The sequence below is a fragment of the Mycolicibacterium gadium genome (assembly GCF_010728925.1).
In the GTDB taxonomy this organism is placed as follows: domain Bacteria; phylum Actinomycetota; class Actinomycetes; order Mycobacteriales; family Mycobacteriaceae; genus Mycobacterium; species Mycobacterium gadium.
In genome coordinates this window covers 5076045-5100424 of record NZ_AP022608.1, presented here as the reverse complement: position 1 = coordinate 5100424, position 24380 = coordinate 5076045, and the positions used below count along the sequence as shown (strand labels likewise).

The 24380-nt window shown below is 64.2% G+C and carries 27 protein-coding genes and 1 pseudogene; 9 read left to right on the top strand and 19 right to left on the bottom strand.

All coding sequences use genetic code 11. From position 1 onward, the window contains the following. Nucleotides 1-142: 142 nt before the first annotated feature. On the top strand, nucleotides 143-1360 hold the full coding sequence (locus G6N36_RS25295) for an NAD-dependent succinate-semialdehyde dehydrogenase (protein ID WP_235690167.1): 1218 nt from the start codon (nucleotides 143-145) through the stop codon (nucleotides 1358-1360). Then, on the top strand, nucleotides 1357-1791 hold the full coding sequence (locus G6N36_RS25290; protein ID WP_163689484.1) for a MaoC/PaaZ C-terminal domain-containing protein: 435 nt from the start codon (nucleotides 1357-1359) through the stop codon (nucleotides 1789-1791). The genes G6N36_RS25295 and G6N36_RS25290 overlap by 4 nt, the downstream gene beginning before the upstream one ends. Here the strand turns inward: G6N36_RS25290 and G6N36_RS25285 are convergent. Then, nucleotides 1784-2578 (bottom strand): SDR family NAD(P)-dependent oxidoreductase, encoded by a 795-nt coding sequence (locus tag G6N36_RS25285; RefSeq protein WP_163689483.1) that lies wholly within the window; start codon nucleotides 2576-2578, stop codon nucleotides 1784-1786. The two genes, G6N36_RS25290 and G6N36_RS25285, sit on opposite strands and share 8 nt — an antisense overlap. Nucleotides 2579-2674: 96 nt before the next feature. On the opposite strand from G6N36_RS25285, the gene G6N36_RS25280 reads away from it, so the two are divergent. From G6N36_RS25280 to G6N36_RS25265, 4 genes are read left to right on the top strand one after another with little or no spacing between them, the layout of a single operon-like run. Further along, complete coding sequence (locus G6N36_RS25280) at nucleotides 2675-2872, top strand: ferredoxin (protein ID WP_163689482.1); 198 nt, start codon at nucleotides 2675-2677, stop codon at nucleotides 2870-2872. A 10-nt stretch (nucleotides 2873-2882) separates the two neighbouring features. After that, the gene (locus tag G6N36_RS25275) at nucleotides 2883-3929 is read left to right on the top strand and encodes an acyl-CoA dehydrogenase family protein (protein WP_163689481.1); all 1047 of its coding nucleotides are present in this window, start codon (nucleotides 2883-2885) and stop codon (nucleotides 3927-3929) included. Nucleotides 3930-3952: 23 nt separating this feature from the next. Next, a complete protein-coding gene (locus tag G6N36_RS25270; RefSeq protein ID WP_163689480.1) occupies nucleotides 3953-5092 on the top strand; it encodes an acyl-CoA dehydrogenase family protein in 1140 nt (379 codons plus the stop codon). A gap of 12 nt (nucleotides 5093-5104) precedes the next feature. Continuing rightward, on the top strand, nucleotides 5105-6454 hold the full coding sequence (locus G6N36_RS25265) for a phosphotransferase (protein WP_163689479.1): 1350 nt from the start codon (nucleotides 5105-5107) through the stop codon (nucleotides 6452-6454). Between the two features lie 4 nt (nucleotides 6455-6458). On the opposite strand, the gene G6N36_RS25260 is transcribed toward G6N36_RS25265, so the two are convergent. Further along, the gene (locus G6N36_RS25260; protein WP_163689478.1) at nucleotides 6459-6653 is read right to left on the bottom strand and encodes a hypothetical protein; all 195 of its coding nucleotides are present in this window, start codon (nucleotides 6651-6653) and stop codon (nucleotides 6459-6461) included. 96 nt (nucleotides 6654-6749) lie between these two features. On the opposite strand from G6N36_RS25260, the gene G6N36_RS25255 reads away from it, so the two are divergent. Then, the gene (locus G6N36_RS25255) at nucleotides 6750-8054 is read left to right on the top strand and encodes an amidohydrolase family protein (protein ID WP_163689477.1); all 1305 of its coding nucleotides are present in this window, start codon (nucleotides 6750-6752) and stop codon (nucleotides 8052-8054) included. On the opposite strand, the gene G6N36_RS25250 is transcribed toward G6N36_RS25255, so the two are convergent. The 7 genes from G6N36_RS25250 to G6N36_RS25220 are packed head-to-tail and all read right to left on the bottom strand — an operon-like array spanning nucleotide 8044 to nucleotide 14633. Next, the gene (locus G6N36_RS25250) at nucleotides 8044-9531 is read right to left on the bottom strand and encodes an adenylate/guanylate cyclase domain-containing protein (RefSeq protein WP_163689476.1); all 1488 of its coding nucleotides are present in this window, start codon (nucleotides 9529-9531) and stop codon (nucleotides 8044-8046) included. The two genes, G6N36_RS25255 and G6N36_RS25250, sit on opposite strands and share 11 nt — an antisense overlap. Nucleotides 9532-9534: 3 nt before the next feature. Continuing rightward, entirely contained in the window at nucleotides 9535-10071 is a 537-nt protein-coding gene (locus G6N36_RS25245) for a nuclear transport factor 2 family protein (protein WP_163689475.1), read from the bottom strand. 1 nt (nucleotide 10072) lies between these two features. Then, nucleotides 10073-10849, bottom strand: a complete 777-nt coding sequence (locus tag G6N36_RS25240) for an SDR family NAD(P)-dependent oxidoreductase (RefSeq protein WP_235690166.1) — start codon at nucleotides 10847-10849, stop codon at nucleotides 10073-10075. 5 nt (nucleotides 10850-10854) lie between these two features. Beyond that, nucleotides 10855-11676 (bottom strand): SDR family oxidoreductase, encoded by an 822-nt coding sequence (locus G6N36_RS25235; protein WP_163689474.1) that lies wholly within the window; start codon nucleotides 11674-11676, stop codon nucleotides 10855-10857. Continuing rightward, nucleotides 11673-12611 carry an LLM class F420-dependent oxidoreductase gene (locus G6N36_RS25230; RefSeq protein ID WP_163689473.1) on the bottom strand — a complete coding sequence of 313 codons (939 nt, stop codon included), beginning with the start codon at nucleotides 12609-12611 and terminating at the stop codon, nucleotides 11673-11675. The genes G6N36_RS25235 and G6N36_RS25230 overlap by 4 nt, the downstream gene beginning before the upstream one ends. Nucleotides 12612-12639: 28 nt before the next feature. Further along, a complete protein-coding gene (locus G6N36_RS25225) occupies nucleotides 12640-13440 on the bottom strand; it encodes an enoyl-CoA hydratase/isomerase family protein (protein ID WP_235690165.1) in 801 nt (266 codons plus the stop codon). Further along, entirely contained in the window at nucleotides 13437-14633 is a 1197-nt protein-coding gene (locus G6N36_RS25220) for a cytochrome P450 (protein WP_163689472.1), read from the bottom strand. Before G6N36_RS25220 ends, G6N36_RS25225 begins: the two co-directional genes overlap by 4 nt. Nucleotides 14634-14730: 97 nt before the next feature. On the opposite strand from G6N36_RS25220, the gene G6N36_RS25215 reads away from it, so the two are divergent. Further along, on the top strand, nucleotides 14731-15543 hold the full coding sequence (locus tag G6N36_RS25215; protein ID WP_163689471.1) for an enoyl-CoA hydratase/isomerase family protein: 813 nt from the start codon (nucleotides 14731-14733) through the stop codon (nucleotides 15541-15543). A 2-nt stretch (nucleotides 15544-15545) separates the two neighbouring features. Beyond that, nucleotides 15546-16748, top strand: coding sequence for an acyl-CoA dehydrogenase family protein (locus G6N36_RS25210; protein ID WP_163689470.1), 1203 nt, complete (start codon nucleotides 15546-15548; stop codon nucleotides 16746-16748). Here the strand turns inward: G6N36_RS25210 and G6N36_RS25205 are convergent. The 10 genes and pseudogenes from G6N36_RS25205 to G6N36_RS25165 all read right to left on the bottom strand — a co-directional run bounded on the left by G6N36_RS25205 (nucleotide 16714) and on the right by G6N36_RS25165 (nucleotide 24378). Beyond that, nucleotides 16714-17484 (bottom strand): enoyl-CoA hydratase/isomerase family protein, encoded by a 771-nt coding sequence (locus G6N36_RS25205; protein WP_163689469.1) that lies wholly within the window; start codon nucleotides 17482-17484, stop codon nucleotides 16714-16716. The genes G6N36_RS25210 and G6N36_RS25205 overlap by 35 nt on opposite strands. After that, nucleotides 17481-18281, bottom strand: a complete 801-nt coding sequence (locus G6N36_RS25200; RefSeq protein WP_163689468.1) for an enoyl-CoA hydratase/isomerase family protein — start codon at nucleotides 18279-18281, stop codon at nucleotides 17481-17483. Before G6N36_RS25200 ends, G6N36_RS25205 begins: the two co-directional genes overlap by 4 nt. After that, entirely contained in the window at nucleotides 18278-19249 is a 972-nt protein-coding gene (locus tag G6N36_RS25195; protein WP_163689467.1) for an NAD(P)H-dependent flavin oxidoreductase, read from the bottom strand. Before G6N36_RS25195 ends, G6N36_RS25200 begins: the two co-directional genes overlap by 4 nt. Then, entirely contained in the window at nucleotides 19246-20109 is an 864-nt protein-coding gene (locus G6N36_RS25190) for an enoyl-CoA hydratase/isomerase family protein (protein WP_163689466.1), read from the bottom strand. The genes G6N36_RS25195 and G6N36_RS25190 overlap by 4 nt, the downstream gene beginning before the upstream one ends. Continuing rightward, nucleotides 20106-20333 (bottom strand): biotin/lipoyl-containing protein, encoded by a 228-nt coding sequence (locus G6N36_RS25185; RefSeq protein ID WP_163689465.1) that lies wholly within the window; start codon nucleotides 20331-20333, stop codon nucleotides 20106-20108. The genes G6N36_RS25190 and G6N36_RS25185 overlap by 4 nt, the downstream gene beginning before the upstream one ends. Further along, entirely contained in the window at nucleotides 20330-21298 is a 969-nt protein-coding gene (locus tag G6N36_RS30395) for an alpha-ketoacid dehydrogenase subunit beta (protein ID WP_372512430.1), read from the bottom strand. Before G6N36_RS30395 ends, G6N36_RS25185 begins: the two co-directional genes overlap by 4 nt. Nucleotides 21299-21418: 120 nt before the next feature. Then, nucleotides 21419-22219: pseudogene (locus tag G6N36_RS30390) on the bottom strand (thiamine pyrophosphate-dependent dehydrogenase E1 component subunit alpha); the annotation flags it as partial. 193 nt (nucleotides 22220-22412) lie between these two features. After that, a complete protein-coding gene (locus G6N36_RS25175; RefSeq protein WP_235690164.1) occupies nucleotides 22413-22808 on the bottom strand; it encodes a nuclear transport factor 2 family protein in 396 nt (131 codons plus the stop codon). Between the two features lie 2 nt (nucleotides 22809-22810). Beyond that, nucleotides 22811-23215 carry a Zn-ribbon domain-containing OB-fold protein gene (locus tag G6N36_RS25170; RefSeq protein ID WP_235690163.1) on the bottom strand — a complete coding sequence of 135 codons (405 nt, stop codon included), beginning with the start codon at nucleotides 23213-23215 and terminating at the stop codon, nucleotides 22811-22813. Next, nucleotides 23212-24378 carry an acetyl-CoA acetyltransferase gene (locus G6N36_RS25165; RefSeq protein WP_163689461.1) on the bottom strand — a complete coding sequence of 389 codons (1167 nt, stop codon included), beginning with the start codon at nucleotides 24376-24378 and terminating at the stop codon, nucleotides 23212-23214. The genes G6N36_RS25170 and G6N36_RS25165 overlap by 4 nt, the downstream gene beginning before the upstream one ends. Between the last annotated feature and the right edge of the window lie 2 nt (nucleotides 24379-24380).

Here is a 24380-nt window from a genome sequence, read left to right as displayed (position 1 = left end):
AAGTGGCAATCCGCCTCGTCCGGCATGACTTTCTCGAGCATCAACCCCGCGACCGGCGCGGTGCTGGACACCGTCGCCGACGGCGGCCGCGCCGAAGCCCGCCTACGAGCGGGCAGACATCCTGGTTGCGGCGCACCGAATCATGCTGGAACGCCAGGACGAGCTGGCGACCCTGATGACGAAGGAGCAGGGCAAGCCGCTGCGGATGGCTCGCACCGAGGTCGGCTACGCCGCCGACTTTCTGCTGTGGTTCGCCGAGGAGGCCAAACGTGTTTACGGCGAGGTGATTCCATCGTCACGCGCGGATCAGCGCTTCCTGGTGTTACAGCAGCCGGTCGGGGTGTGCGCGGCGATCACACCGTGGAACTACCCGATTTCGATGATCACCCGGAAGGTTGCTCCCGCGTTGGCCGCTGGCTGCACGTCGGTGCTCAAACCGGCCGAGCAGACGCCGTTGTGCGCGATCGAGACGTTTCGCGTTTTCGAAGACGCCGGTGTGCCCGCCGGTGTGGTCAACCTGGTGACGTGTTCGGATCCAGAACCGGTGGCCGAGGAGATCATGTCGGACCCACAGGTTCGAAAGATCAGTTTCACCGGCTCGACCGAGATCGGGAAGATGATCGCTGCGCGCGCGGGTGCCACGATGAAGCGGGTGTCGATGGAACTCGGTGGGCACGCACCGTTTCTCGTGTTCGACGACGCCGACCCCGAGCACGCCGCCAAGGGCGCAGCACTCGTGAAATTCCTCAACACGGGCCAGGCATGCATTTGCCCCAACCGGTTCATCGTGCACCGCTCGATCGTCGCGCCGTTTCTCGAGACGTTGCGGCAGCGAGTGGAAAAGCTTGTTCCCGGAGACGGATTGGCGAAGGGAACGACAGTTGGCCCCCTCATCGACGAGACGGCCCTGAGCAAGATGACCCGCCAGGTCGACGATGCGGTCGCCAAGGGCGCCACGCTGATGCTCGGAGGTACGCAACTGACTGGTGACACGTTCGACGGTGGTCACTTCTTCGCGCCGACCATCCTGTCCGAGGTCACCCCGAACATGGTGATCTGCTCGGAAGAAACATTCGGTCCCATCGCCCCGGTCCTGGTCTTCGACGACGAAGCCGAGGCCATCGAGATGGCCAACTCCACCAGCTACGGACTCGCCGGATACATCTACACGCGGGATATCGGTCGCGCGATCCGGGTCGCCGAAGCGCTGGACTTCGGCATGATCGGCATCAACGACATCAACCCGATCTCGGCCGCGGTGCCGTTTGGCGGCATCAAGGAAAGCGGGCTCGGCCGTGAGGGTGCTCGTGCGGGTATCACCGAGTATCTCGATACCAAGGTATTGGGGATCGCATTGTGACTGAATCGAATTCGCCCGTTTTCGAGTCGATCAACATCGGTGACCGACTCCCGGAGTTCGTCCGAACCACGGGCTTCGCCGAGTGGAACCGCTATGCGGCCGTCAACGACGAGTTCATCCCCATTCACATGGACGACGAGGCCGGCAGGGCCGCAGGTAACGAGAAGGGCGCGTTCGGGATGGGCAACCTGCGATTGGCCTACCTGGTCAACATGCTGCGGCAGTGGATCGGCGACGACGGCGAAATCCGATCGCTGAACGCGAAGTACCGGAGCATGAACCAGAAGGGTGACGAGTTGCGCGCGGTCGGCGAGGTCATGGGCAAGGAAATCGTCGACGGTCTCGCGTTGGTGCACCTCAAAGTCGACGTCATCGACCAGAACGGCACGAGCACAACACCGGGTGAAGCCACCGTGGCGCTGGCTATTTGAACACGCCGGGCGACTTCGAATAGTCGACGGTGGACAACTCGGTCATCCCGCCGTCGATGTGCAGCACGGTTCCGGTGACAAAGGATGAATCGTCGCTGGCCAGGAAGGCCACCGCAGGCGCGATCTCGGCGTCGGGGTCAGCGCCGCGTTTCATCGGTGACGCCTCGGCGGTACGCGTGTAGTTGTCCCACTCGGTGCCGATCATGTCGCGCTGCACATCGGTCAGCGCGAACGGGCATACGGCGTTGACGCGAATGCCGTGCGCGGCCCATTCGTTGGCCGCCACTTTGGTCAGCGCCCCGATGGCTCCCTTCGCCGCCGAATACGGTGCCGTGTAGGCGATGCCACCCAGCGCGGAGCCGGACACGAAGTTGATCACCGACGACTTCTCCGCCGCCTTGAGGTACGGGTGCGCGAGCTGCATGAAGCGGAACGTCGCGCGTGGACCCGTCGCCTCCGACAGCTCCCAGTCCTTGTCGCTGACGAGTTCGAGCGCCTTGGGCATGGCGAAGTACTGCGCGGCGTTGACCAGCACGTGCAACGCACCGTCGACGGCGGCGGCCTCCACCGCGGCGGCAATCTCCTCGCGTTTGGCGACGTTGGCCTGGACGAACTTCGCCGTGGCGCCGTCTTTTCCGATGAGTTCGACGCACTCGGCCGCCTTGTCGGCATTGAGATCGACGATCGTCACGTGTGCGCCCTCGGCAGCCAGCCGCCGCGAGATCGCGCGCCCGAGCCCCTGAGCACCGCCGGTGACCAATACGTTTCGCTTGTCAAGGCGGGCCATGGGCAATCCTCCGGTGTGTAACAGTTGAACAATATTCGTTCTATCATCCATTATCATGGCAGACCGTTGATGCCTGTCGTCGGGAAGGGGTAGAGGATGCGGGTAGACGTGGATCGCGACCTCTGTGAGTCCAACGCCGTCTGCGTCGGCATAGCCCCTGACATCTTCGAACTCGACAACGAGGACCTTGCCGTGGTGACCGTCGACGAGATACCCGCCGACCGGGAGGCCGACGTTCGGCAGGCCGTTCAGCTCTGCCCGAAGATCGCGCTGACGCTGCGCGAGGACGGATAGGCATCGAACGATGTTCATCGGGCTGACAGACGAGCAAGAGCTGCTGCGCGAGACGATGAGGCGATTGGCTGACACCACCGCCACATCAGGTCCCGATGACATCGCGTCGGATGACCGTCTGGACACGCAGTGGGAGCGCCTCGTCGAGGTCGGCGTGCCCGCGTTTCGCGCGCCCGCGACATGCGGGCTGGAGGCCAGCGGCGTCGAGACGGCGCTATCCATCGAGGAATTGGGGCGCAGCTTGAGCGCGCTACCCGCGCTCGGACAGGCGGTCCTGGCCACCGAACTGCTCTACGCCGCCGGTGCGGAAAAGGAAGTCGACCTGGTGGCCGAGGGCGCTCTGCGCATGGCGCCGGTGTTGAAGGACGACCTGTCCGGATTCGCCGATTCCGAAGACCGCGGTGTAGTCCTTGACTCCGCAGGCGCCACCCATGCGCTCTTGGCTCTTTCCGATGGAAATCGCCGGCGCTTGGTCTACGCCGCCATCGATACTGCATCGGGGCGTGAAGGCCTGGATTTGACGCGGTCGATCAGTCCCCTATCCGCCTCCGATCTCGGCGCCACCACGTCGGTGGGAGATCCAATCGACGCACGCCGGTGGGACTCCGCCATGGCGATGGCGCTGACCGCCGTCGCCGCCGACCTGATCGGGGTGATGACGGGGGCGCTCGATGACGCCGTCGGCTACGCAGGCGAACGCGTGCAGTTCGGCGTCAAGATCGGAACCTTTCAGGCCGTCCAGCACATTCTGGCCGACTCGCTCGTCCGCCTCGAGGGAGCTCGTAGCTGTCTCTGGCACGCGGCATGGGCGGTCGACCACCTGGCACCGCGCGAGGCCTTGCTCGCGGCGCGCACAGCCAAGGCCTATGCATCTGCCGCAGGTCGCGACGTCGTCGAGGCGGCCATGCAGGTTCTCGGTGGCATCTCCATAACCTGGGAGCACGTCGCACATCTGCGCCTTCGCCGAACACTGTTGAATCGCAGGCTGTTCGGTGATGAAAGTGACCAATACCAGGCGATCGCCGACATGCGGCTGACCGATCCGGACCTGGGTTAGATTCCGCGAGCACCCGGAGAACCATGGATTTCACCGACACTCAAGACGAAGCCGAATTCCGCGCGCGGCTGCGCACCTGGCTCCACGACAACGCCGCAGCCGCCGCGATCCCGGAGGACCCCAGCGCACGGGCTGACGCCGCCAATGCCTGGCATCAGACCCTCTACGAAGCCGGCTACATCGGCCTGTCGTTCCCGACCGAGTACGGCGGCCACGGGCTCTCACCCATCTACGAGGCAATCCTCAACGACGAGCTGGGACGCGCAGGCGCACCGCCGATCGAAGGTGTCGGCCATCTGTCGAACGCATTGCGGCTCTTCGGGTCCGAGCAACAACGCGCCGATCTACTGCAGGGGCTGTTGTCGGGTGCGGTGCGTTGGTGCCAAGGGTTTAGTGAGCCCGAGGCCGGATCAGACCTTGCCAGTCTCAAGACCAAGGCGGAGGCGATCGAGGTCGACGGCCGACCGGTCTTCCGCATCAACGGCCGCAAGATCTGGACCAGCTTCGCCGCGGTAGCCGACTGGTGCTTCCTGCTGTGTCGCACCGAACCCGACGCCGCCAAACACGCGGGCATCTCGGTCCTGCTGGTGCCCATGACCACCGCCGGCATCGACGTCGCGCCGATCGTGAACGCCGCGCGCAACAAGGAGTTCGCCGAGGTCACGTTCACCGACGTCGACGTACCCGCCGAGAACTTGCTGGGCGAGCGCGGCCAAGGCTGGTCGATCGCCAACCAATTGCTGGCCTACGAACGGGGCCCGAGCGATATCAACTGGATCAGCAGGCTCGCATTACAACTGCGGGCACTCGAGGACGACGTGCGATCGGGTCGGCTCGCCGACACGCCCGCGGCCCGCGCTCGGCTCGGCGAGGCGTACACCGAACTCCGGGCTCTCCAGGTCAAGGTGCAGCGTTCACTCACCGACCGGGTAAAAGGCGCACTGCCCGGCGCAGAAGGCTCGGTGGACAAACTGCTGATGGCCAGGGCAGACCAGACGTTCGGGCACACGATGATGGATCTGCGGGCGAGCGGTCCCGTCTTGCGAGAAGGCCTGGAATGGGACGTGTACGTATGGTCGCGTGCCGCGGGCATCTACGGAGGAACCGCCCAGATCCAGCGCAACATCGTCGCGCAACGCGTGCTGGGCCTACCCCGCAAATGAGCTGAGGGACTCGTGGCGGATGACATTGGCGATGCGGTCGTGGAATGGATTTCTGCGATGGTGGGTCCGATCCGCTCCATCGAACGCCAACAGCGTTGGCGCCCAGCGTGGTTCGTCACCGCTGAACGCAACAGCCAACCCGTTCGCCTGTATGTCCGCGGCAACCGGGAAGGGTTCGGATTCGCCTCTGTCGACGCCGAGGCGGCGATCTTGCGGGAGATGGAAAGCCATGGCATTCCGGTGCCACACATCCACGGGGTCATCGCCGACGGTGCCGCGGTAGTGATGGATTGGCTGCCCGGCGAAGCTGACCTCGGCAGCGCTGCCGATGCTTCCGAAATCGACGCCGTCATGGACGATTATGTCGACGCACTCGTTCGGGCGCACCGCATCGATCCTGCCGCCTTCACCGACATCGGCTTACGCGTTCCCACCGGAGCGCACGCAATCGCACTCGACTATTTCGAGACCTTCGTGGATCGGTATCGATCCTTCAAACAGCGACCGGAACCGTTGCTGGAGTTCGCGATCGGGTGGCTCAGGAGGAATCCGCCTACACACAGGTCCACACCACAGTTCGTCCTCGGCGACACCGGACAATTCATGTTCGCCGATGAGCGGATCACCGGGCTGCTCGACGTCGAGTTGGCACACATCGGCGACATCTCCCACGACCTGGCGGGCTTGCGATTACGGAACGTGACCGAACCCATGGGTGACCTGGGCCGAGTGCTGCGACGCTACGCGGAGGTTTCCGGCGAGCCACTTGATCTGAGATCCATCGAGTTCCACACCGCGAAGTTCGCGCTCTGCACACCCCTCGGGGTCGCGCTGGTCCTTCACATGGACCTCCCGCTGACCGACATCGTCCAGTACATCGAGTGGTTCCACCAGCTTTCGCTGCACGCGATCGAGTCCATCGCGCGACTGTCAGATGTCGAACTCGCCCCGGTGTCGCTACCCGAGCCCGTCCGGTCGTCGTACGACGGAGTGATCGGCGGGTTGGCGACGATGGTGGAATCTCTCGACGCGGACCCCGGCATCGCCGAGTATCAACGCGGTGCCGTGGCGAAAGTGGCGCGGTTCTGCCATCGCGTGAGCGAGTTCGGCGCAGCGATTGATCGTGCGGATCTGGCCGACATCGAGGCAACCCTCGAGCTGGAATCGACTGATCGCCGCGCTGCCGACGAAGCACTCGAAACGTTCATCCTGCACGCCGGGCCTGAACGCGACGCGGAGCTCATCCCGCTCCTCCATCGTCGGGTCATGCGGCAATTGCTGCTGCTCGAGCCCCTGCTGCCCGGCGGCCGGATCGGTCATGTCGCGCCGCTGGCCGAACTACCCACGTGCGAAGCTTCCTGACCGCTCAGCGCTCGCGGTAGTGCTTGAGCGCTTCCTTCATGCCGGCCAGTCGGCGCTCCATCAACTCGTCGCCCTCACCAGCCTCGATCTTCTTGGAAACCTCTGCGATCTCGTCGACCAGCCTGCCGGCCGCCTCATCACGCGTGAGGAGGTCCTGATCGACCCAGTCGTCCTTGGGGATACGCTCGCTCGGGTCCATATTCGCTCTTCCTCGTGGTACGCGCTATAGTTCAACTAAGCAGATTATGTTCAGTTGTTCCATAAGCCTAGCAGCCGTGCATGGGAGGAACCCGCGATGCCGCTCCAGCCGTCGATGAAACTTCTGTCCGTCGATGACCACCTGATCGAACCCCCGCACGTCTGGACCGACCGGCTGCCGAAAAAGTACGTGGAGGACGGGCCCCGCATCGTGGAATTCCCACGCGAGGGCAAGCCGCCGATGCACCAGTGGGTGTACGAGGGCCGCAGTTATCCCAACATCGGGCTGAACGCCGTCGCGGGGAAATCACCAGAAGAATTCGGTGTCGACCCGGTGCGCTACGACGACATGATCCCGGGATGCTACGACCCGAAGGCCCGACTCGCCGACATGGACATCGACGGCGTGCACGCGATGCTCTGCTTCCCGTCGTTTCCGCGGTTCTGCGGGACCGTGTTCCTGGAGGCTGAAGACAAGGACCTGGCGCTGCTGTCCGTTCAGGCGTGGAACGATTTCTCACTCGACGAGTGGTGCGCCACCGATCCCGCGCGCTTCATTCCCATGATGATCAGTCCGCTGTGGGACACACAGCTGATGGTTGCGGAGATCGAACGCAATGCCGCCAAGGGGTGCCGCGCTGTCGGTCTGCCCGACAACCCGATGAACCTCGGCCTGCCCAGCTTCCATACCGACCATTGGGAGCCGGTCTGGTCGGCCCTGGAGGAAACCAACATGACGGCCGTCATGCACTTCGGTTCCGGAGGCATGCCCCCGTCGACCGCACCCGAAGCGCCGTTCGCGGTGATGGTCACGTTGATGGGGACGACGTCGATGGCGTGCGCCATCGAGTTGGTCTTCTCCCCGGTGTTCCACAAGCACCCGAACCTGAAAGTCGCGTTCTCCGAGGGCGGAATCGGTTGGATGCCGTATCTGGTCGAGCGTGCGGACTACGTCTGGCGCAAGCACAAGTACTACCAGAACATCCATCCGACGATCGCGCCGTCCGAACTGTTCCGCCGCAACATCACGGGCTGCTTCATCGAGGATGAAGTCGGTGTGGCGATGCGTCACCAGATCGGTATCGACAACATCACCTGGGAGTGCGACTACCCGCACTCGGACTCGTTCTGGCCCAAGAGCCGAGCGCGTGCAGAGGAGATGCTCGCGAGTGTGCCCGACGAGGATGCCGCCAAGATCGTCGAACTCAATGCGCGACGCTGGTATGCGTTCCCCGAGGAGGGCTTCAAGTCGTCTACCGCCGACAGCGGATGGCGCCCCAATAACGGCGAACCGCCCGAGTACGACTACGACGCGGTCATGTCGGATCACGGCGGCGTCGGCTACGGAGCGTTCATCGAGAACCTCGCGAATCAGATGGCAAACAAAGAGGTCAAGAACTAGCGGCGGGAATCGCGATATCCGTCGGGGTGTCGCGACCGCGCAAGACTTCTGCCGAGACGATGCGCCAACGAGCTGATTCGGCGGCGTCGGCCGCGCTCAACGCTGAGCCCGAAGCAGCCACCCCGCCTGAAGATTTCGCGAATTCCGACAATCGAGCCGCCTCATTGACCGGATCCCCGATCACGGTGTACTCGTAGCGACGGGGATCGCCCACATTGCCCGCGACCGCTGGGCCGGCCGAAACACCGATACCCGCGGCGAGCTGCAAGCCGCCTTCGGACAAGGCATCCGACAGCTCCCGCGCGGCTGCCAGGGCTGCGCCCGCGTGGTCGTCCAGGGCCTGCGGCGCCCCGAAGATCGCCAGAACTGCGTCGCCTTGAAACTTGTTGACCCAGCCGCGATGTCGCTCCACGATCTCAACCACCACGGCGAAGAAGTCGTTCAATAAGGCGACGAGGTCCGGCGGACTCATCTTCGTCGCCATTCGTGTCGAGCCGACCAGGTCCACGAACATGACCGCGACGTCGTGGGTTGCGCCGCCCATCGCGGGCGCGCCCCCCGCTTCGGCGAGGCGTGCCACATCTCGGCCGACGTGCCTGCCGAACAAGTCACGCAGGCGTTCTCGCTCCCGCAGCCCTTCTGCCATCGAGTTGAAACCCGCTTGCAGCAAGCCGAGTTCGGATGCGTCGAACACCGGGACCGTGACGTCATAGTCACCGCGTTCGACGCGTCTCATTCCGGCGCGCACCTCGTCGACGGGATCGGCCATCGTTGCGCCGGTAAAGAGCGTCACGACAAGCCCACTCAATAAAGCGGCACCGCCCAATCCGAGAACAACGACAGCCAGTCGGTCACCCGGGTAGTCGACGACTAGCGCACTGGCGGCGGCGAGCAACACCATCAGCAGGGGCACACCGGTTCCCACCACCCACGCCGCGAGTGCCCGCATCCGAAGACCCAGGCGCTGCTGTTGAACCGGAGGATTTTTGGTGAGGACTGGCGCAACATGCGGACGCAGCACCCGGGTGCACCACCAATACGTGAGCGTGGCCGTGACCGTCGCGCCCGACAACGTCGAGACACCAAGAGTCGTCGCGAGCCAGGGCCTCGCGGAATTCACGAGGACCAGCAGTACGACCGCCCCCGTCCAGACCGCGGCATTACCGGCTGTCAGGCAGGCGGGGATGCGCATGAGCAGTGTGTGCCGCTCCGCCGGGGAGGCATCCGACCGTGAAGTCGTGCACCACAGTCCCCAGAGGGCGGCCATCGGCACGACGACCGCGCAATAGACCGCAGCAGCGATGATGTTGGTCCGCAATGCCGTTGGGTCACCGAGCGCCGCACCCGTGGGAAGTCCGCGCGAGGTCATCACCCCGATGATGGAAGCCCCCAACATACTGGGGACGAGGGTTCCCACCGTCAGCATGGCTCGAGCGGACCGGTTGACGACGAACTCTCGCTCGCGCAAGAACTTCACGAGTCAGTCCTTGCTCCTGGTTCGCCACCAAGCGGCGAACTCCGGATCCGCGAGTGGGATGTCCCCGACCCCGATCTGGGCTCGGGGCCAGTCCGCGGCATTCTGCTCGAGCGGCGACCGCGCATGTGCAACGCCGTACCACAGTCGATGGCGACGGCGGGTGAAGAGCCACCGCCCGGCCACCTGCTCATAGGTGTCCTCGTACTTGATCAACTGATCCAGGAAGCCGACCGTCCGTTCCTGGGCATAGCAATGTGCCCAAACCTGACCCCGCGCGTGGACGTCATCGTCGAACTCCACCAGATGGTTGGCGACCAGAATCACTGCGAAGAGGTTTTCTGTCATGCTGTCCGCCATCAGACGACGCAACCCTTCCGGACCGTCGCCATGGGTGCCGAATCGTGCACTGGGTGAGAAGAGTTCGGCCATGGCGTCGACGTCGCGCGATTCCACTGCGGCGGCGTATTTGTACGGTAGCTCACGAATTTCGTTGATCGACAGCAGTTTCGCCACTTGTCGAGCGACATCAGGCTCGGACATGTCAGCCTCCGGTGACATTGATGTCCTGGCCGGTGATCGCCGAGGCGCCGTCGGACGCCAGCCACATGGACACCTCGGCGACCTCATCAGGCTGCACCAGCCGGTTGAGCTTGTTCATTCCGGCCAACCGTTGGCGCACAACGCTGGGATCCACTCCCTCGGCCGCTGCCCGTCGCCCGACGTAGGTGTCGAAGAGCTGACCCGCGACGCTTCCGATGATCAGACAGTTGACCCTAATACCGTTGGAGCCCACTTCCATCGCCATCGTCTGCGACAGCGCGGACAAGCCCAGCTTGGCGGCCGCGTAGTGCGCCTTTTTCGGCTGAACATTTCTCGCGGCCGCCGAGGACATGAACTGAATATTGCCCCGGCCCGCGGGCAGCATCGCCTGGCTCAGCGCCTCGCGCGACAGCACCATCGGGGCGACCAGATTGGTCGCCAGCACATCGTTCCAGTTGGCGATCGACGCCTCGTGGACCGCCTCATCAGTGCCGGGCGTGGCCGCATTGTTGATCAGCACATCGAGACGCCCCCAACGGGCGATGACGTCGGCAACCAGGTCTCTGCACGACTCCTCGTCGCGGATATCTGCGACATGGGTCGACGCGCCGCCACCTTCATCCGCGATGTTCTCCGCAGTGATCGCAAGCTCGTGCGACCGTCGCGCGACCAGTGCAACCTGGGCACCGTGACGCGCATATCGTCGCGCGAGTACCCGGCCGATGCCTCCGCTGGCACCGGTGACGACGACCACCTGTCCGGAAAAGTCGACACTCACGTCGGCTACCCGTCCAGCAGCATCTTGGCCATGGGAGTCCCGGCCGGGAACGCCTCCGTGATGCCGGCACTGAGATATCCAGAATCCGTGATCATCGTGATGCCGTTGACGACGCTGGCCGCATCGCTGCACAAGAACAAGAGAGGGTAGGCCTGCTCCATTGCGGTGGCCGCCCCCACTCCTACCTTCGCGCGGTAGTCAGCACCGAAGTCCAGCCACAACTCGGCGTTGGCCTGAGCCAGCGGAGTGTCCGTCGGTCCCGGACAGATGGCATTGATACGGATGCCGTCGGCCATGAAGTCCATGGCCTCTCTGGCGACATAGGCACACACCGCCTGTTTGGTGAACATGTAGTGCGCACACTTGTTGTCGATTGCCCACGCCGTAGCCGTATCGAAGTCCATGATGTCGAGAAACTCGCGCAGCTGTGCCATGTTCGACCGCCACGCCAGCCCCGCGGCCGACGAGATGAAGGCGATGGCACTACCGCGCGGCAGCATGTCGTTGGCGCGCAGCCGCTCGATGAGATACCGGTGGCCGAGGAAGTTGATGCGCTCGATACCTTCGCCGTCGGCGACACCCGCACAGGCGAACAGCGCGTCCACCCTGCCGCCGCATTCGGCCACCGCTGCTTCGATGCTTTTCGCGTCTGCCAGGTTGACGTGGATCGCCGTCGTGCCGGCCAGATCTGACGACGCGTAGTCCATGACGACGACCTCCGCGCCGGCATCGAGCGCCAATCGTGCGGTCGCGTTGCCCATACCGGTGGCACCGCCTACGACAAGCACACGCTTGCCGCGATAGGAGAAAGCATCGAACAAACTCATGTGGTCTCCAGAACTGTAGTAGATGACAGGGCTGCGATGACGGACGAGCCGAATTCCTCGATGGCCTCGACGGCACGGTTCACGCTGTCCCCCGGAACCGTGAGTGTAAGGGCGGTGACGCCGAGTCGACTCAACCGATCAACCTCGCTCAGATACGCATCGGCGACGAACGACAATGTTCCCGGCGTGCCGGGAAGACCGTTGAAGGCGACGTCGATGGCCCCGAAATCCCTTCCCGCCGAATCGCATCGGCGTCGAAGATCATCGAGGCCGGCGACTAGACCACCCTCGGCGTCCATCACCGCGGTCTTGGTGTGCCTGGCCAAGGCGTCGGCTGCCGCGAATGGGCACCAGCCGTCGGCGTATTGGACGACCCGACGGCGGGCAGCGTCGGTATTCCCCCCCACCCAAATCGGGGGGCGATTCACTGGCCGCGGATGGGCGGTGATCCCGGCGGCCTGAAAGTGCTCACCGGAGAATGTCACGTCGTCCTGGGTCCACACCAGGCCGATGAGTTCGAGTGCCTCGTCGACCAATCCAGCGCGCTGCTCGAAATCGATTCCCAGCGCGGCGAACTCACCCTGGAGATAGCCGACGCCGACAGCGAGTGTGAACCTGCCGCCAGACAGGATGTCCAACGTCGCACCGGACTTGGCGACCAGGAAGGGGTTACGGTACGGCAGCACAACCAGATTGGGGACCAAGCGCAACGTGGACGTGACCGCGGCCGCGTACCCCATTGCGACGAACGGATCGAGAGCATCATGGCCCCCGGCGTCTAGCCACCGCTGTGTCGGCGCTGGATGATCGGTGAAGCCAAACCCCGTGAAGCCTGCCCGTTCGGCGGCCGCGGCGACGGCCGCCACGCCCGACCCCGTGACCAGTTCCGGGTTGTACGGGTGGCTGTGCATCGGATGGGTCAGGATGAATCGCATCGTCTACCTCGCTGAGATGAAGCGCCGGCTACCGGCCCTGAAACCGCGGATCGCGTTTTTCCGTGAAGGCCGCAACCCCTTCGGCGACATCGGCGGTATTGGCGACCTGCTCGACCAACAGCGCTTCACTGACGAATGCCGATGCTCGGTCCACATCGAGGGCCTGATTGAGCATCATCTTCGCCGCCGCCAACGCCCGAGTCGGCCCGCTCGCCAGCCGTTGCGCCCATTCAGAAGCCACATTGCGCAGTTCGTCGTGGTCGGCGACAACCTCGTTGACGAGGCCGATCCGATGGGCTTCGGTCGCCGACAACTCCTCACCGAACAAGACCAACCTCTTGGCGACGTTGAACGGCAACTTCCGGGTCAAGAGATACGCAGCGCCGCCGTCGGGCGCGAGACCCCTACGGACGAACAGTTCGATGATCCTCGCTGATTCCACCGCCACGATGAGGTCACAAGCGAGAACCATGCTGGCGCCGACCCCTGCCGCGACACCGTTGAGCGCGCAGATCACCGGCTTGTCGCAGTCCAGCAGCGCGGCGACCACGGACTGAGATCCGGTACGCAGGATTCTGGCCGCATCACCGGCGATCCGGTCTTGGCTCGGCCGCATATTCGGGTCGCGCAGGTTTGGGCCCGTGCAGAAATGCCGCTCACCGCTTGCGGTGAAAACGACGGCCCGAATTTCGGGATCCGCGGACGCCGAGGCCAGGTTGTCGATCAAGTCGCGTTGCATCGCGCGGGTGACGGAATTGCCGACGTCGGGTCGGTCGAGCACCAACCAGCGCACACCGGCTTCCGTCCGGACTGTGAGCCCCGTGGTCACAGCTTCACGGGAACGCTGGCGGGACCACGCACCGAGTTCGTGTGGACGTGTTCGACCGCAGCCTCGTCGACCTCCCACGTCGGGAAACGTTTCAGCGTCTCCTCGATGGCGACGCGCGCCTCCAGCCGGGCGAGCGCAGCACCGAGGCAGAAGTGCGAGCCATGACCGAAGCTGATATGTCGGATTCCCGTGCGCGTCACGTCGAACGTATCGGGATCGACGTATTGACGCTCGTCGCGCCCGGCCGATCCGGTCAGCAGCGCGACTTTTGATCCCGCAGGTATGACGGTGTCGTGATAGGTGCTGTCGCGCAGTGTGAAACGGCCCTGAATCGGCGACGGCGCGTCGTACCGCAGCAGCTCCTCGACCGCGCCGCCGATGAGTCCGGGGTCTTCCACCAATTTCGCACGCTGCTCGGGATTGCGCGCCAGCGTCAGCGCCGCCCAACCTAGCAAGCGTGCGACTGTCTCGTTACCCGCCACATTGACCATCGCGATGAACACGAGCAGCTCGCCATCGTCGAGTCGGCGCGGGTCGACGTCGGGCATGACGAGATCGGAGTCCATCAGGTCGCTGACGATGTCGGCGGTGCGATGCTGCCGTCGCAGTTCGATCTGCTGACGGTAGTACTCGAACAGCTTTGCCGAGGCCTCGTCGCCGGCCGCACTGCGTTCCACCTCGCCCTCGTCGCGATGGACCTGCGCATCGGACCACTCGCGGAGGTTGTCGTGGTCCTCCTCGGGAAAACCGAGCAGCGAACTGATGACCATCACCGGCAATTTTGCCGAGAAGTCGCGCACATAGTCGAACCCATCGGTGCCCACGTACTGATCCAGGTACCCGCGGCACAGTTCGCGGACATAATCCTCGAGCTTGGCGATCCTGCTCCGAAAGAACGTGCGGTTGACCATCTTGCGCAGCGACGTGTGATCCGGCGGGTCCATCATGATCATCGCCTTGGGCGATCCCCACGGATCCTCGGTGATCATGTCGAGGGTGATCCCGTGCTCGGAGGAAAACGCCTCGGTGTCGAGCGACGCCGTCATGACATCGTCGAACCGGCTCAGCGCGTAGAAGTCGAACTCCGGGTTGTAGTAGACCGGCGCTTCGTCCCGCATCCGTTTCCACACCGAGTACGGTTCGGCGTGCAGGCTGCGGTCAAAGGGATCCCACCGCAAGTCCGTCGTCGTCATCGGCACCGTCCTTCCAAGTAGAACACTATTACATAATATGTTTAATTGCACTACCATCAGAGCGCCCGGAGCTAGGCCGTTGAGGAGGACATAGCAGGTGGAAACGCGGGAGTTAGACCACGTCATATACGAAAAGGACGGGCCGATCGCGCGCATCATCCTCAACAACCCAGAGCGTGCCAACGCCCAGACCTCTGAGATGGTGCACAGCGTCAACGCAGCGCTTGATGATGCGCAGTACGACTACGACATCAAGGTGGTCATCATCAAGGCCAACGGCAAGGGGTTCTGCTCGGGCCATGTCCCCGACGGCAGTTATCCGGAGTTCAAGGCCGAACTCGAGGCTTCGGGCAAGGTCTGGCGTTCGGCCGCTCAACTGTTCCTGTGGCCGGTGCTCAAGCTATGGGAGTTTCCGAAGCCGGTGATCTCGCAGGTGCACGGATATGCCATCGGCGGCGGAACCACCTGGGCACTCATTCCTGAAATCACCGTGTGCAGCGACGACGCCTGGTTCCAGATGCCGTTGGTGCCCGGGTTCGGACTGCCCGGTTCGGAGACGATGTTCGAACCGTGGGTGTTCATGAACTACAAGCGTGCCGCGGAGTACCTGTACACCGCTCAGAAAATCTCCGCGGAACAGGCGCTTGAATTCGGCCTGGTCAACCGCGTCGTGCCGCGTGACCAGTTGGAGGCTGAGGTGGAGGAACTGGCGGCCAAAATCGCCAAGGCACCGCTGATCACATTGCAGGCAACCAAGGCCGGCATCCTGCGCGCATGGGAGAACATGGGCTTTCGCACACATCAACAGGCCAGCAATGACCTGCAAGCGGTGGTCACCGGGTCCAAGGAGTTCCAGGACTACATGGTGGAGCTGATGAAGAAGGCCGCCAAGCCATCGGACCGGGTCTGACCGTGCCGCTGAGCCCGATCGTCCGATTTGGAGGCGGACCCCGGATCGACGGGCTGCGCGACGAGCTGCGGGAGTGGCTGGCCGCCAATCTGCCCGACGAATTTCGGCGTACCGCAGCGAATCCCGATTACTGGCCGCGGGAAGCGCATGAACGCGCCGTCGAGTTCTGCCAGGCACTGCACCAACGAGGCTGGTTCGTACCGCACTGGCCCGCGAAATTCGAGGGCGGTGGACTGGGGATTGTCGAGCAAGTGGTGATCCGCGAGGAACTCGCCTATGCCGGCGCTCCGATGGTCAATACCAATGGCGTCAACATGCTCGCTCCGGTGCTGTTCCGATTCGGTACCGGAGAGCAGCAGGTCGAGCACCTCCCCAAGATCGCCCGGTCCGAACGAATGTGGGCGCAGGGCTACTCCGAGCCCGAAGCGGGATCCGATCTCGCCGCGCTGCGCATGACTGCCCGCCGCGACGGCGATGACTACATCCTCGACGGGCAAAAAACCTGGACCAGTAATGGTGTACTCGCCGACTGGATCTTCGTCCTCGCCCGGACCACGCCGCTCGGGGAGAAGCGGCAGGCGGGCATTTCGTTCTTCCTCGTCGACCTCGACTCGCCAGGTATCACGCGTCGCCCCATTCGCTCGATGACGGGCTATCCGACGTTCGCCGAGGAGTTCTTCGACGGGGTTCGCGTCCCGGCGACCAACCTGGTCGGCGGTGAAGGTGATGGCTGGAAAGTCGCGAAGGCTCTGCTGGTCGCCGAGCGGTCGAACGTCACCCGCGCCGCCCAGGCGCAGCGTTACCTGGACGAATTGGTGGACTGGTGCCACGCTCAACGAGGCTCGTCGCACGATCCGCTGGCCGACCCGGCAAACAGGCTCGCGCTGGCACATGCAGTGGAACGGGTCGAGGTCGGCCGCGCGCTGTCCTATCGGGTAGCCCAACAGCAGGCCGCGGGCGCCCTCGATCCCGCGCTCCCGTCACTGTCGAAGCTCTATCACTCCGAGCTCACCGCGGAACTCCGTCAGTTGGGCGCGACTCTCCTGGGGCCGGCGGGTGCCCTGATGCCCGATGACCCCGATGCCGTTCTGCACGGCCACTTTTCGGAGGGATTGCTGCTCTCGCTCCTGCACACCATCGGCGGCGGGACAAGCGAAATTCAGCGGGATCTCATCTCGACCACTGGCCTCGGGCTGCCTCGCTAGCCGATCGCTGCTGCGCGACGGTGGCCACCGCCAACTCCAACGGGTGGAAGGCAGCCAGTTGGGCGGCTTCGGCTGATGCGACCAGTCGTTTCGTCAACTCGACCGCGCCCGGTTCGGACTCGGCAAGCGAACGCGCGATAGCGATGGCGTCATCGACTACCACGCCAGGTTCTGCGAGGTCGGTGACCAGTCCCAGCCGATACGCCTCTTCGGCAGGTAACCTGTTGCCGCGCAACAACAGTGACGATGCGCGGTGCCTGCCGAGCTGCTGGGTGAGTCGCCACGCCAATCCGCCGTCGGGCACCACCGCGCGGGTGACGAACGGCGCCGAGAAGAATGCATCGCGCGCGGCGACCACCAGATCGCAGGACAGAGCCAGGCTCCAGCCGAGACCGACCGCGGCCCCCTCGACCGCGGCGACCGTCGGCACGGAAACCGACCGAAGCTGCTCCATGACCCGCTGTGCGTGTTCGACCCTCCCTGCCGGCCCCATGGGCCCGGAGCCGTGCGCAGGGCCCGTCTTCAAATCCCCTCCGGCACTGAAGAAACCCTGTGCACCCGCGATGACGATGCCGCTTGCCCCAGAAGTCGCTGTCAGCGCGGAGGCCAGTTCCGACCAGGACTCATAGCGCAGCGAATTGCGCTGCGCCGGACGGTTCAACCAAATCACCGCGATCTCGTCGTGATTCTCGATCAAGATCAGCGGATCCGGATTCGCGCCGTGGATGCCGGTCATGACTTGTCGAGGAACTTGTCTATCGCAGCACGGTGTTCCGGGGTGGTGAAACACTCTGTCTCAGCAGAGATCCCGTATTCCAAGATCGCGGTGACCGCGCGCTCAGCGTGCAGGTTCAGGGTGCGCTTGGTGTCCTGGACCGCGCGCGCGGGAAGTGCAGCCAGCCGATGAGCGAGCGCCAGGCCCTCGGTCTTGATGTCGCTGTGGGGAACTACGCGGTTCGCCAACCCGAGTTCGACGGCTTTCTCGGCCTTGATGCGCTCTCCGAGGAGCAAATACTCCTTGGCTTTTAACAGACTCATCAGTAGCGGCCACAACACCGAACCGCCATCGCCGGCCACCAGGCCGCTCGCGACGTGCGTGTCCGCGAAGAACGACCGGTCCGACATCAGCACGATGTCGCATAAGACGGCGATGCTGCAACCGAATCCGACCGCCGGACCGTTGACCGCCGCGACGATCGGCAGCGGGAAGTCGATCATGTCGCGCACGATCCGGCGAGCATCACGCATGCCTTCGCGACGGGTTACCGGGTTCTCCACATGCGTGTGCAGCCACTCCACGAGATCCCCGCCCGCAGAGAAGAAGTCACCGGTCCCCGTCAGCAGCACCGCGCGGGCTTCGGGATCTTCACCGAGGGTGGTCCACAGCCTCGCAAAGGCACCGTGCATCCGGTTATTCACGGCATTGGCGTTGCCGGGATTGTTCAGCGTCACGATCCGCACGGCGCCGTCGTTGGCGACGAGAATTTCTTCGCATCCGGTGAGTTCTGATGTGCCGGCGGGGAGTTCGGTCATCGGAGTGCGCCCGCTAGCCGCTTGCCGATGATCGCCTCCGCCTCGGTCACGATGCGCGAAACCAGTTCCCCGGCCGTCGGTATGTCGTCGATCAACCCCATCGCCGTCCCGACCCACCAGATGCCGGCGTCCAGATCCCCGGTCTCGTACACCTTGACCCCGCGCTTACCCGAGACCAAATGTGCGATGTCCTCGAATTGGCCGCCCTGATTGAGGATTTCGACGACTTCACGTGAGACAGTGTTGCTCGCCACCCGGCCTGTGTTGCGCAACGTCCGGAAGATCAACTCCGTGCCCAGTTCGTTCCCCGCCACGATCGCCTCCTTGACCTTCTGGTGGATCGGCGACTCCGCGGTGCACATGAACCGCGACCCCATGTTGATACCGTCGGCGCCAAGCGCCAGCGCGGCAACCAGCCCCCTACCGTCGGCGAACCCGCCCGAGGCGATCATGGGAATCTCGATCTCCCTCGCCGCCGCGGGTATCAGGACCAGACCGGGAATGTCGTCCTCGCCAGGATGACCGGCGCATTCGAAACCGTCGATGCTGATGCCGTCCACACCCAGACTCTGAGCCTTGACCGCATGCCGCACCGAGGTGCACTTGTGCAGCACCTTGATCCCGTTGTCGTGAAACATCGGCAGATGCGGACCCGGATTCGAACCGGCCGTCTCCACGATTTTGATCCCGGCATCAACGATCACCTGCCGGTACTCATCGTAGGGCGGCGGATCGATGGTCGGCAGGATCGTCAGGTTGACCCCGAACGGCTTGTCCGTCAGATCCCGGGCGCGGGCGATCTCGTTCGCGAGGTCGGCAGGGGTGGGCTGAGTCAGCGCGGTGACCAGTCCCAGACCGCCGGCATCCGATACCGCGGCAGCCAGTTCCGCGCGGCCAACCCACTGCATGCCGCCTTGCACGATCGGATGTTCGATGCCGAACGCTTCGGTGAACCTGGTGGAGATCAACGGATTTCGGTCCCTTCGGGATGAGTTGGTGCTGGCATCCACGCCGGCCGACGGGTAGCGACGAACGCGTCACGGTCGACGGTGGCCGGCCATTTCGGAGGCCGCTTCTGCAGGAATGCGGTGAACGCTTCGATCTGTTCTGGGGTGCCCATCGACGCCCAGTAACCCGACGCGTCGACAGGCGGGAGCGCACGAGCCATTTCACGCTTCATCGCGGCGCGCGCCGCAGGGCCGGTGTTGCGCACCCGGTCGAGCAGCGCGGTGGTCTCGGCTGCGAGCGACTCATGCGGCACGACCTTGCCGACGAGGCCGAGTCGTTCGGCCTCGCTGGCGTCGACCCAATCGTTGCCGTAGATCAGGTGATTGGCCCGCAGCGTGCCGACTCGCTGTGGGATTCGCGCGGCGATAAAGGCCTCGTAGACACCGCGAGTCAAGTCAGGTACGCGGAGCCGGGCTCTGTCGGAGGCGATCACCAGATCCGCATAGAGCGTCATCACCAGCCCGCCGCCAAGAGCGAGTCCGTTGACAGCGCACACCACGATCTTCGGGACCTTGCCCAATGTCTCGAACGGAGTGGCGTCGTAGGCGTCGGTGAACGAATCCCATCGCCGCTCAGGGTTGCCGACAGCGTTCATGTCGCCGCCCGCGCAGAATGTGTCGCCCGTACCGGTGATGACGAGGAAATTCAGTGTGGGCTCGTCGGCGACGATCATCGCCGCTCGCTTGATTCCGTGATACCCGTCGGCAGTCAGCGCATTCCGCTTCTCCGGCCGATTGATGGTTACCGTGAGCGTGTCACCGGCGATGGTCCCGGACAGCTCTTCGGCGCCCAGGTCAACGCGGCTTGGGAGTTCGGTCACGAGATGACGGCGATCAGCTCACCGACCTCATAGGTGCCACCTTCGGAGACCTTCCATGACACCGTGCCGGTCGCGGGAGACTCGATGTCCATCTCCACCTTGTCGGTGGCAATGGAGTACAGCGGCTCACCTTCGGAGACGGACCCGCCCTCCTCGTGGAAGAACTCGGTGATCTCGGCTTCGGTGATTGCGTCACCAGGCTTGGGCATCCGCACTTCTGTCACGAAATACTCCTGATCGCCTCGACCACCTGGTCTGCGCCCGGTCGGCAGGCGGCTTCCAGCGTCGCCGCCCGTGGGATCGGCGTGTAAGTCCCTGCAACGCGCTGAATCGGCGCACTGAGCACACCGAAGAGTTCGGTACCAACCGCGGCGGCGATCTCGGCGCCCGGGCCACAGAATCCGACTGATTCGTGGGCGACCACCAGTCGAGTCGTCTTGCGGACCGAATCCAAAACCGTTGCCAGGTCCAGCGGTACCAACGTGCGCAAATCTACGACCTCGACCGAAATCCCCTCGCCGGCCAGCCTTTCAGCCGCCTCCAAAGCCGCATGCACCATGACGCCATAGGTAACGACGGTGACATCGGATCCCTGGCGTTTGACGTCGGCCTGACCGAGCGGGATCACGTAGTCGGAAACCGGCACGGGCCCCTTGCCGCCCCCGTAGTAGAGCTTCATGGATTCCACGAACAGGCACGGATCGTTGTCAAGAAGACAGGCTTTCAGCAGTCCGGCGGCGTCAGCAGCGGTACTCGGCCAGACGACTTTCAGCCCAGGTGTGTGCATGGCCCAGGCTTCGAGCGCTTGCGAATGTTGCGGTCCTGCAGCCATTCCCACCATCGTCCTGATCACCAGCGGCGCGCCTTTGCGACCGCCGGACATGTAACGCACCTTTGCCGCGTGGTTGGCAATCTGGTCCATCGCGACGCCCAGGAAGTCCATGAACATCAACTCGGCAACTGGGCGCAGGCCGCCCAACGAGGCTCCGATCGCCGCACCCACGATCGCGGATTCCGCGATCGGGGTGTCGAGCACGCGACCTTCCCCATACTTACCCGAGAGACCGGCGGTGACTTTGAACATGCCACCGCCCGACGGATCGCCGATGTCCTCGCCGAGCAGAACAATAGACTCGTCGGCGGCCATCGCTCGGTCAAGTGTCCTGTTGATCGCCTGCACCAAACCCATTTCCTCGGTGTCCCCCCCTGGCAGGACGGCATGCACCTGGCCGGGTTCAGCAAGCTCTGACCCGTTGCAGGAGAACACATCTCGGGTGAGTTCGTCGACAACCGGGGGTTCCGACGCAGCAGCGGCAGTAAAGGCTGCGTCGAGTTCAGCGGTCACTTCGTTGTCGATGGCATCGAGTTCCGCTTCGGTAGCGGTTCCATCGGCGATCAACCGCGCCCGGTATCGGACGAACGGGGGGTCGGACCGTTTGGCGGCCAGTTCCTCCTGGTCCGCGTATCCCATCGCGTCGCCGAAATAGTGGCCCTGTAACCGGTAGGCCTTTGCCTCGACGAATGTCGGGCCCGCTCCGGCTCGCGCTCGTTCAGCCGCCGCCGAAACCGCGTCGTAGACGGCTTGTGGATCAGTGCCGTCGACGGTGACCCCGGGCATTCCGTAACCCACGGCGCGGTCGGACAGCTGGGCGGCGCGCGTGTATCGGTCGTAAGCGGTGCCCTCGGCCCACGCGTTGTTCTGGCAGAAGAAGATCACCGGCAGTGACCAGACCGCGGCCATGTTCATCGCCTCGTGGACATAGCCGATGCTGGTGGCTCCGTCGCCAAAGCTCACCAGGACAACCTGCCCGGTCTCGCGGCGCGCAGCGGCCAACGCGATGCCGTTGGCGATCAAGGGGCCTGCACCGACGATGCCGGTGGTCCATGCGATGCCGTGTGCGGGGTCGCAGATACCCATCGCGCCTGCTTTGCCCTTCGACAATCCGTCGCGGCGTCCGAGAATCTCGGCGAAGTAGGCCTCCAGATCGATGCCCTTGGCCAAGACATCGCCGAGTCCGCGGTAGGTGGTGACCAACTGGTCCCCATCGGCCAACGCAAGCATCGCGCCTGCCGACATCGCCTCCTGACCGTCGACCGGCCAGTAGCTCATCGCCGCCTCTCCCGAGGACAACGCCTTGCGCACTCGTTTGTCGCCGTGTTGCACCTTGCTCATCAGTCGGTAGAACTCGACCGCGAGGTCTGTGCTCGGCGCCGAGGCCTCAGTGCCTGTTTGAGCGGACATCACACTCCTTGCCGGGTCGGCGAGAATTCTACAATATGACGATATGTGTTCAATCGTGCAGTCAGGTGGCGGCCTGCATCTGCGCGGCAAACAGCATCCGATCGAAATAGCAGCGCTCCAGGATCAGCCCGTCGCCGCGGAAGATGAACAGGTTGATGCTGAGCATGTCCACCGCAGCACCAGGACGCGTCGTCCTGGTTTCCACGACCAGCCCGTCAGCGGAGTGGAATATGGCTTCGGCCGAGTAATGCAGCCGAGGTAACTCATCCCACTGACGCAGGATCATCTGACGGACCTGCTGGTCTCCGTCGAAGACCATGCCGGTCGGGACGATCTCGTAACGCGGATGGGTGAATGTCGCCATGATCGCCTCGAGATCACGGTCATTCTCGCCTGCGACGTGTCGCAAGACCAGTTCCTCACGCCGTCGCTGGAGTTCGACGTCTGGCGCAGACACGACTACCTGCACTCGAAAGTCGGCAGGTTGCGCCCATCCGGCAGCGGCACCCATGCGACGTCGACCTCGTCCCCGACCTGTGGCGGGACACCGAACACATTCGACATGATGCGTGCACCCTCAGCCAGGTCAATGAGCACGACGGAATAGGGCACCTTGTCGGCGAGAGCGGGCAGCGCCGGACGATGATGCACACTGACCGCGTAGACCACACCGCGACCGGACAACGTTTCCCAGGCCAGTTCATCGCCGCCGCAGTGCGGACATGCAAAGCGTGGATACCACACCAGGCGAGAACAATTCACGCACCGCTGCATTGCCAGCCTCTTGCTCCGGGTCGCTTCCCAATAGGGCGCCGAGACCGCGCTCGGCTCGGGGAGCGGGATGGCGGGAACGTCCTCGCTCACAACGTCGCCTCCGTTCCGAGTATCACCGTGGACGTCGCCGACAACACGCCGCCTGTTCCGTGCGCCAGGGCGACGTCGGCATCCACCTGTCGATCGCCGCATTCACCGCGAAGTTGGCGAGTCGCCTCGACGAGCAGGAATGCACCGAAGGCACCGGGGTGCGTATAGGCGAGTCCGCCGCCGGTGGTCTGGCCGGGCAGCGCGCCGCCCGGGGCCAGCGCGCCATCGCCGACGAAGGCCCCGCCCTCCCCCTTGGCGCAGAAGCCGAGGTCCTCGAGGGCCAGCAGCACAGTGATGGTGAATGAGTCGTACAGCTGTACAACATCGACATCCCCGGGGGAGAGCCCGGCGGCAGCGAACGCCGCGGGTCCTGACACCGCGCCGGGGGTCACCGTCAAATCGGGCATTTGCGAAATCATCGTGTGCGATGCGGCCGAGGCGGCCCCCAACACGTATGCCGGGGCCTTTTCGAGATCGCGAGCCCGTGCCGCCGAGGTGACCACTATCGCTCCCGCGCCGTCGGTGACCAGGCAGCATTCCAATTTGTGCATCGGCTCGGCGAGGAAGCCGGAGTTCAGCACATCGTCGACGGTGATTGCGTTCTGAAGGTGTGCGCGCGGATTGAGGGAGGCCCAGGTACGAGTGTCGACAGCGATCTGCGCGAGTTGTTCGGCAGTGGTACCGAATTGAGCCATGTGCCGATTCGCGGCCAACGCGTAGGCGCTGATCGGCAGCATCACCCCGAAGGGCGTCTCCCATTCGAGACGCTCGGGCGTGGCGAACACACCCATCCCCTTTTCGCCCCGTCGACGCGCTGCGCGGGGTGTCGATGCGTAGACGATCACCACGGTTTCGGCGAGGCCCGCCGCGATCGCCGCCGCCGCATGCTCGACATATAGCCCGTAACTGGCACCGCCCGTCTGCGTCGCATCGGTGAAACGCGGTGTGATGCCCAGATATTCGGCCAGTTCGACAGAGTGCATCAACGTGCCACCCGTGCAGGAACACAGTCCGTCGACGTCTTTGAGGCTCAGTCCCGCGTCGGCCAGTGCCGCCCGGACGACTTGCGCCTCGAGCTGCCGCAGTGGCACATCGATGACGCCTTCCGGCGATACCTCGTCGGCGACGCCGACGATGGCCGCCACGCCACGGATGCTCGTCACAG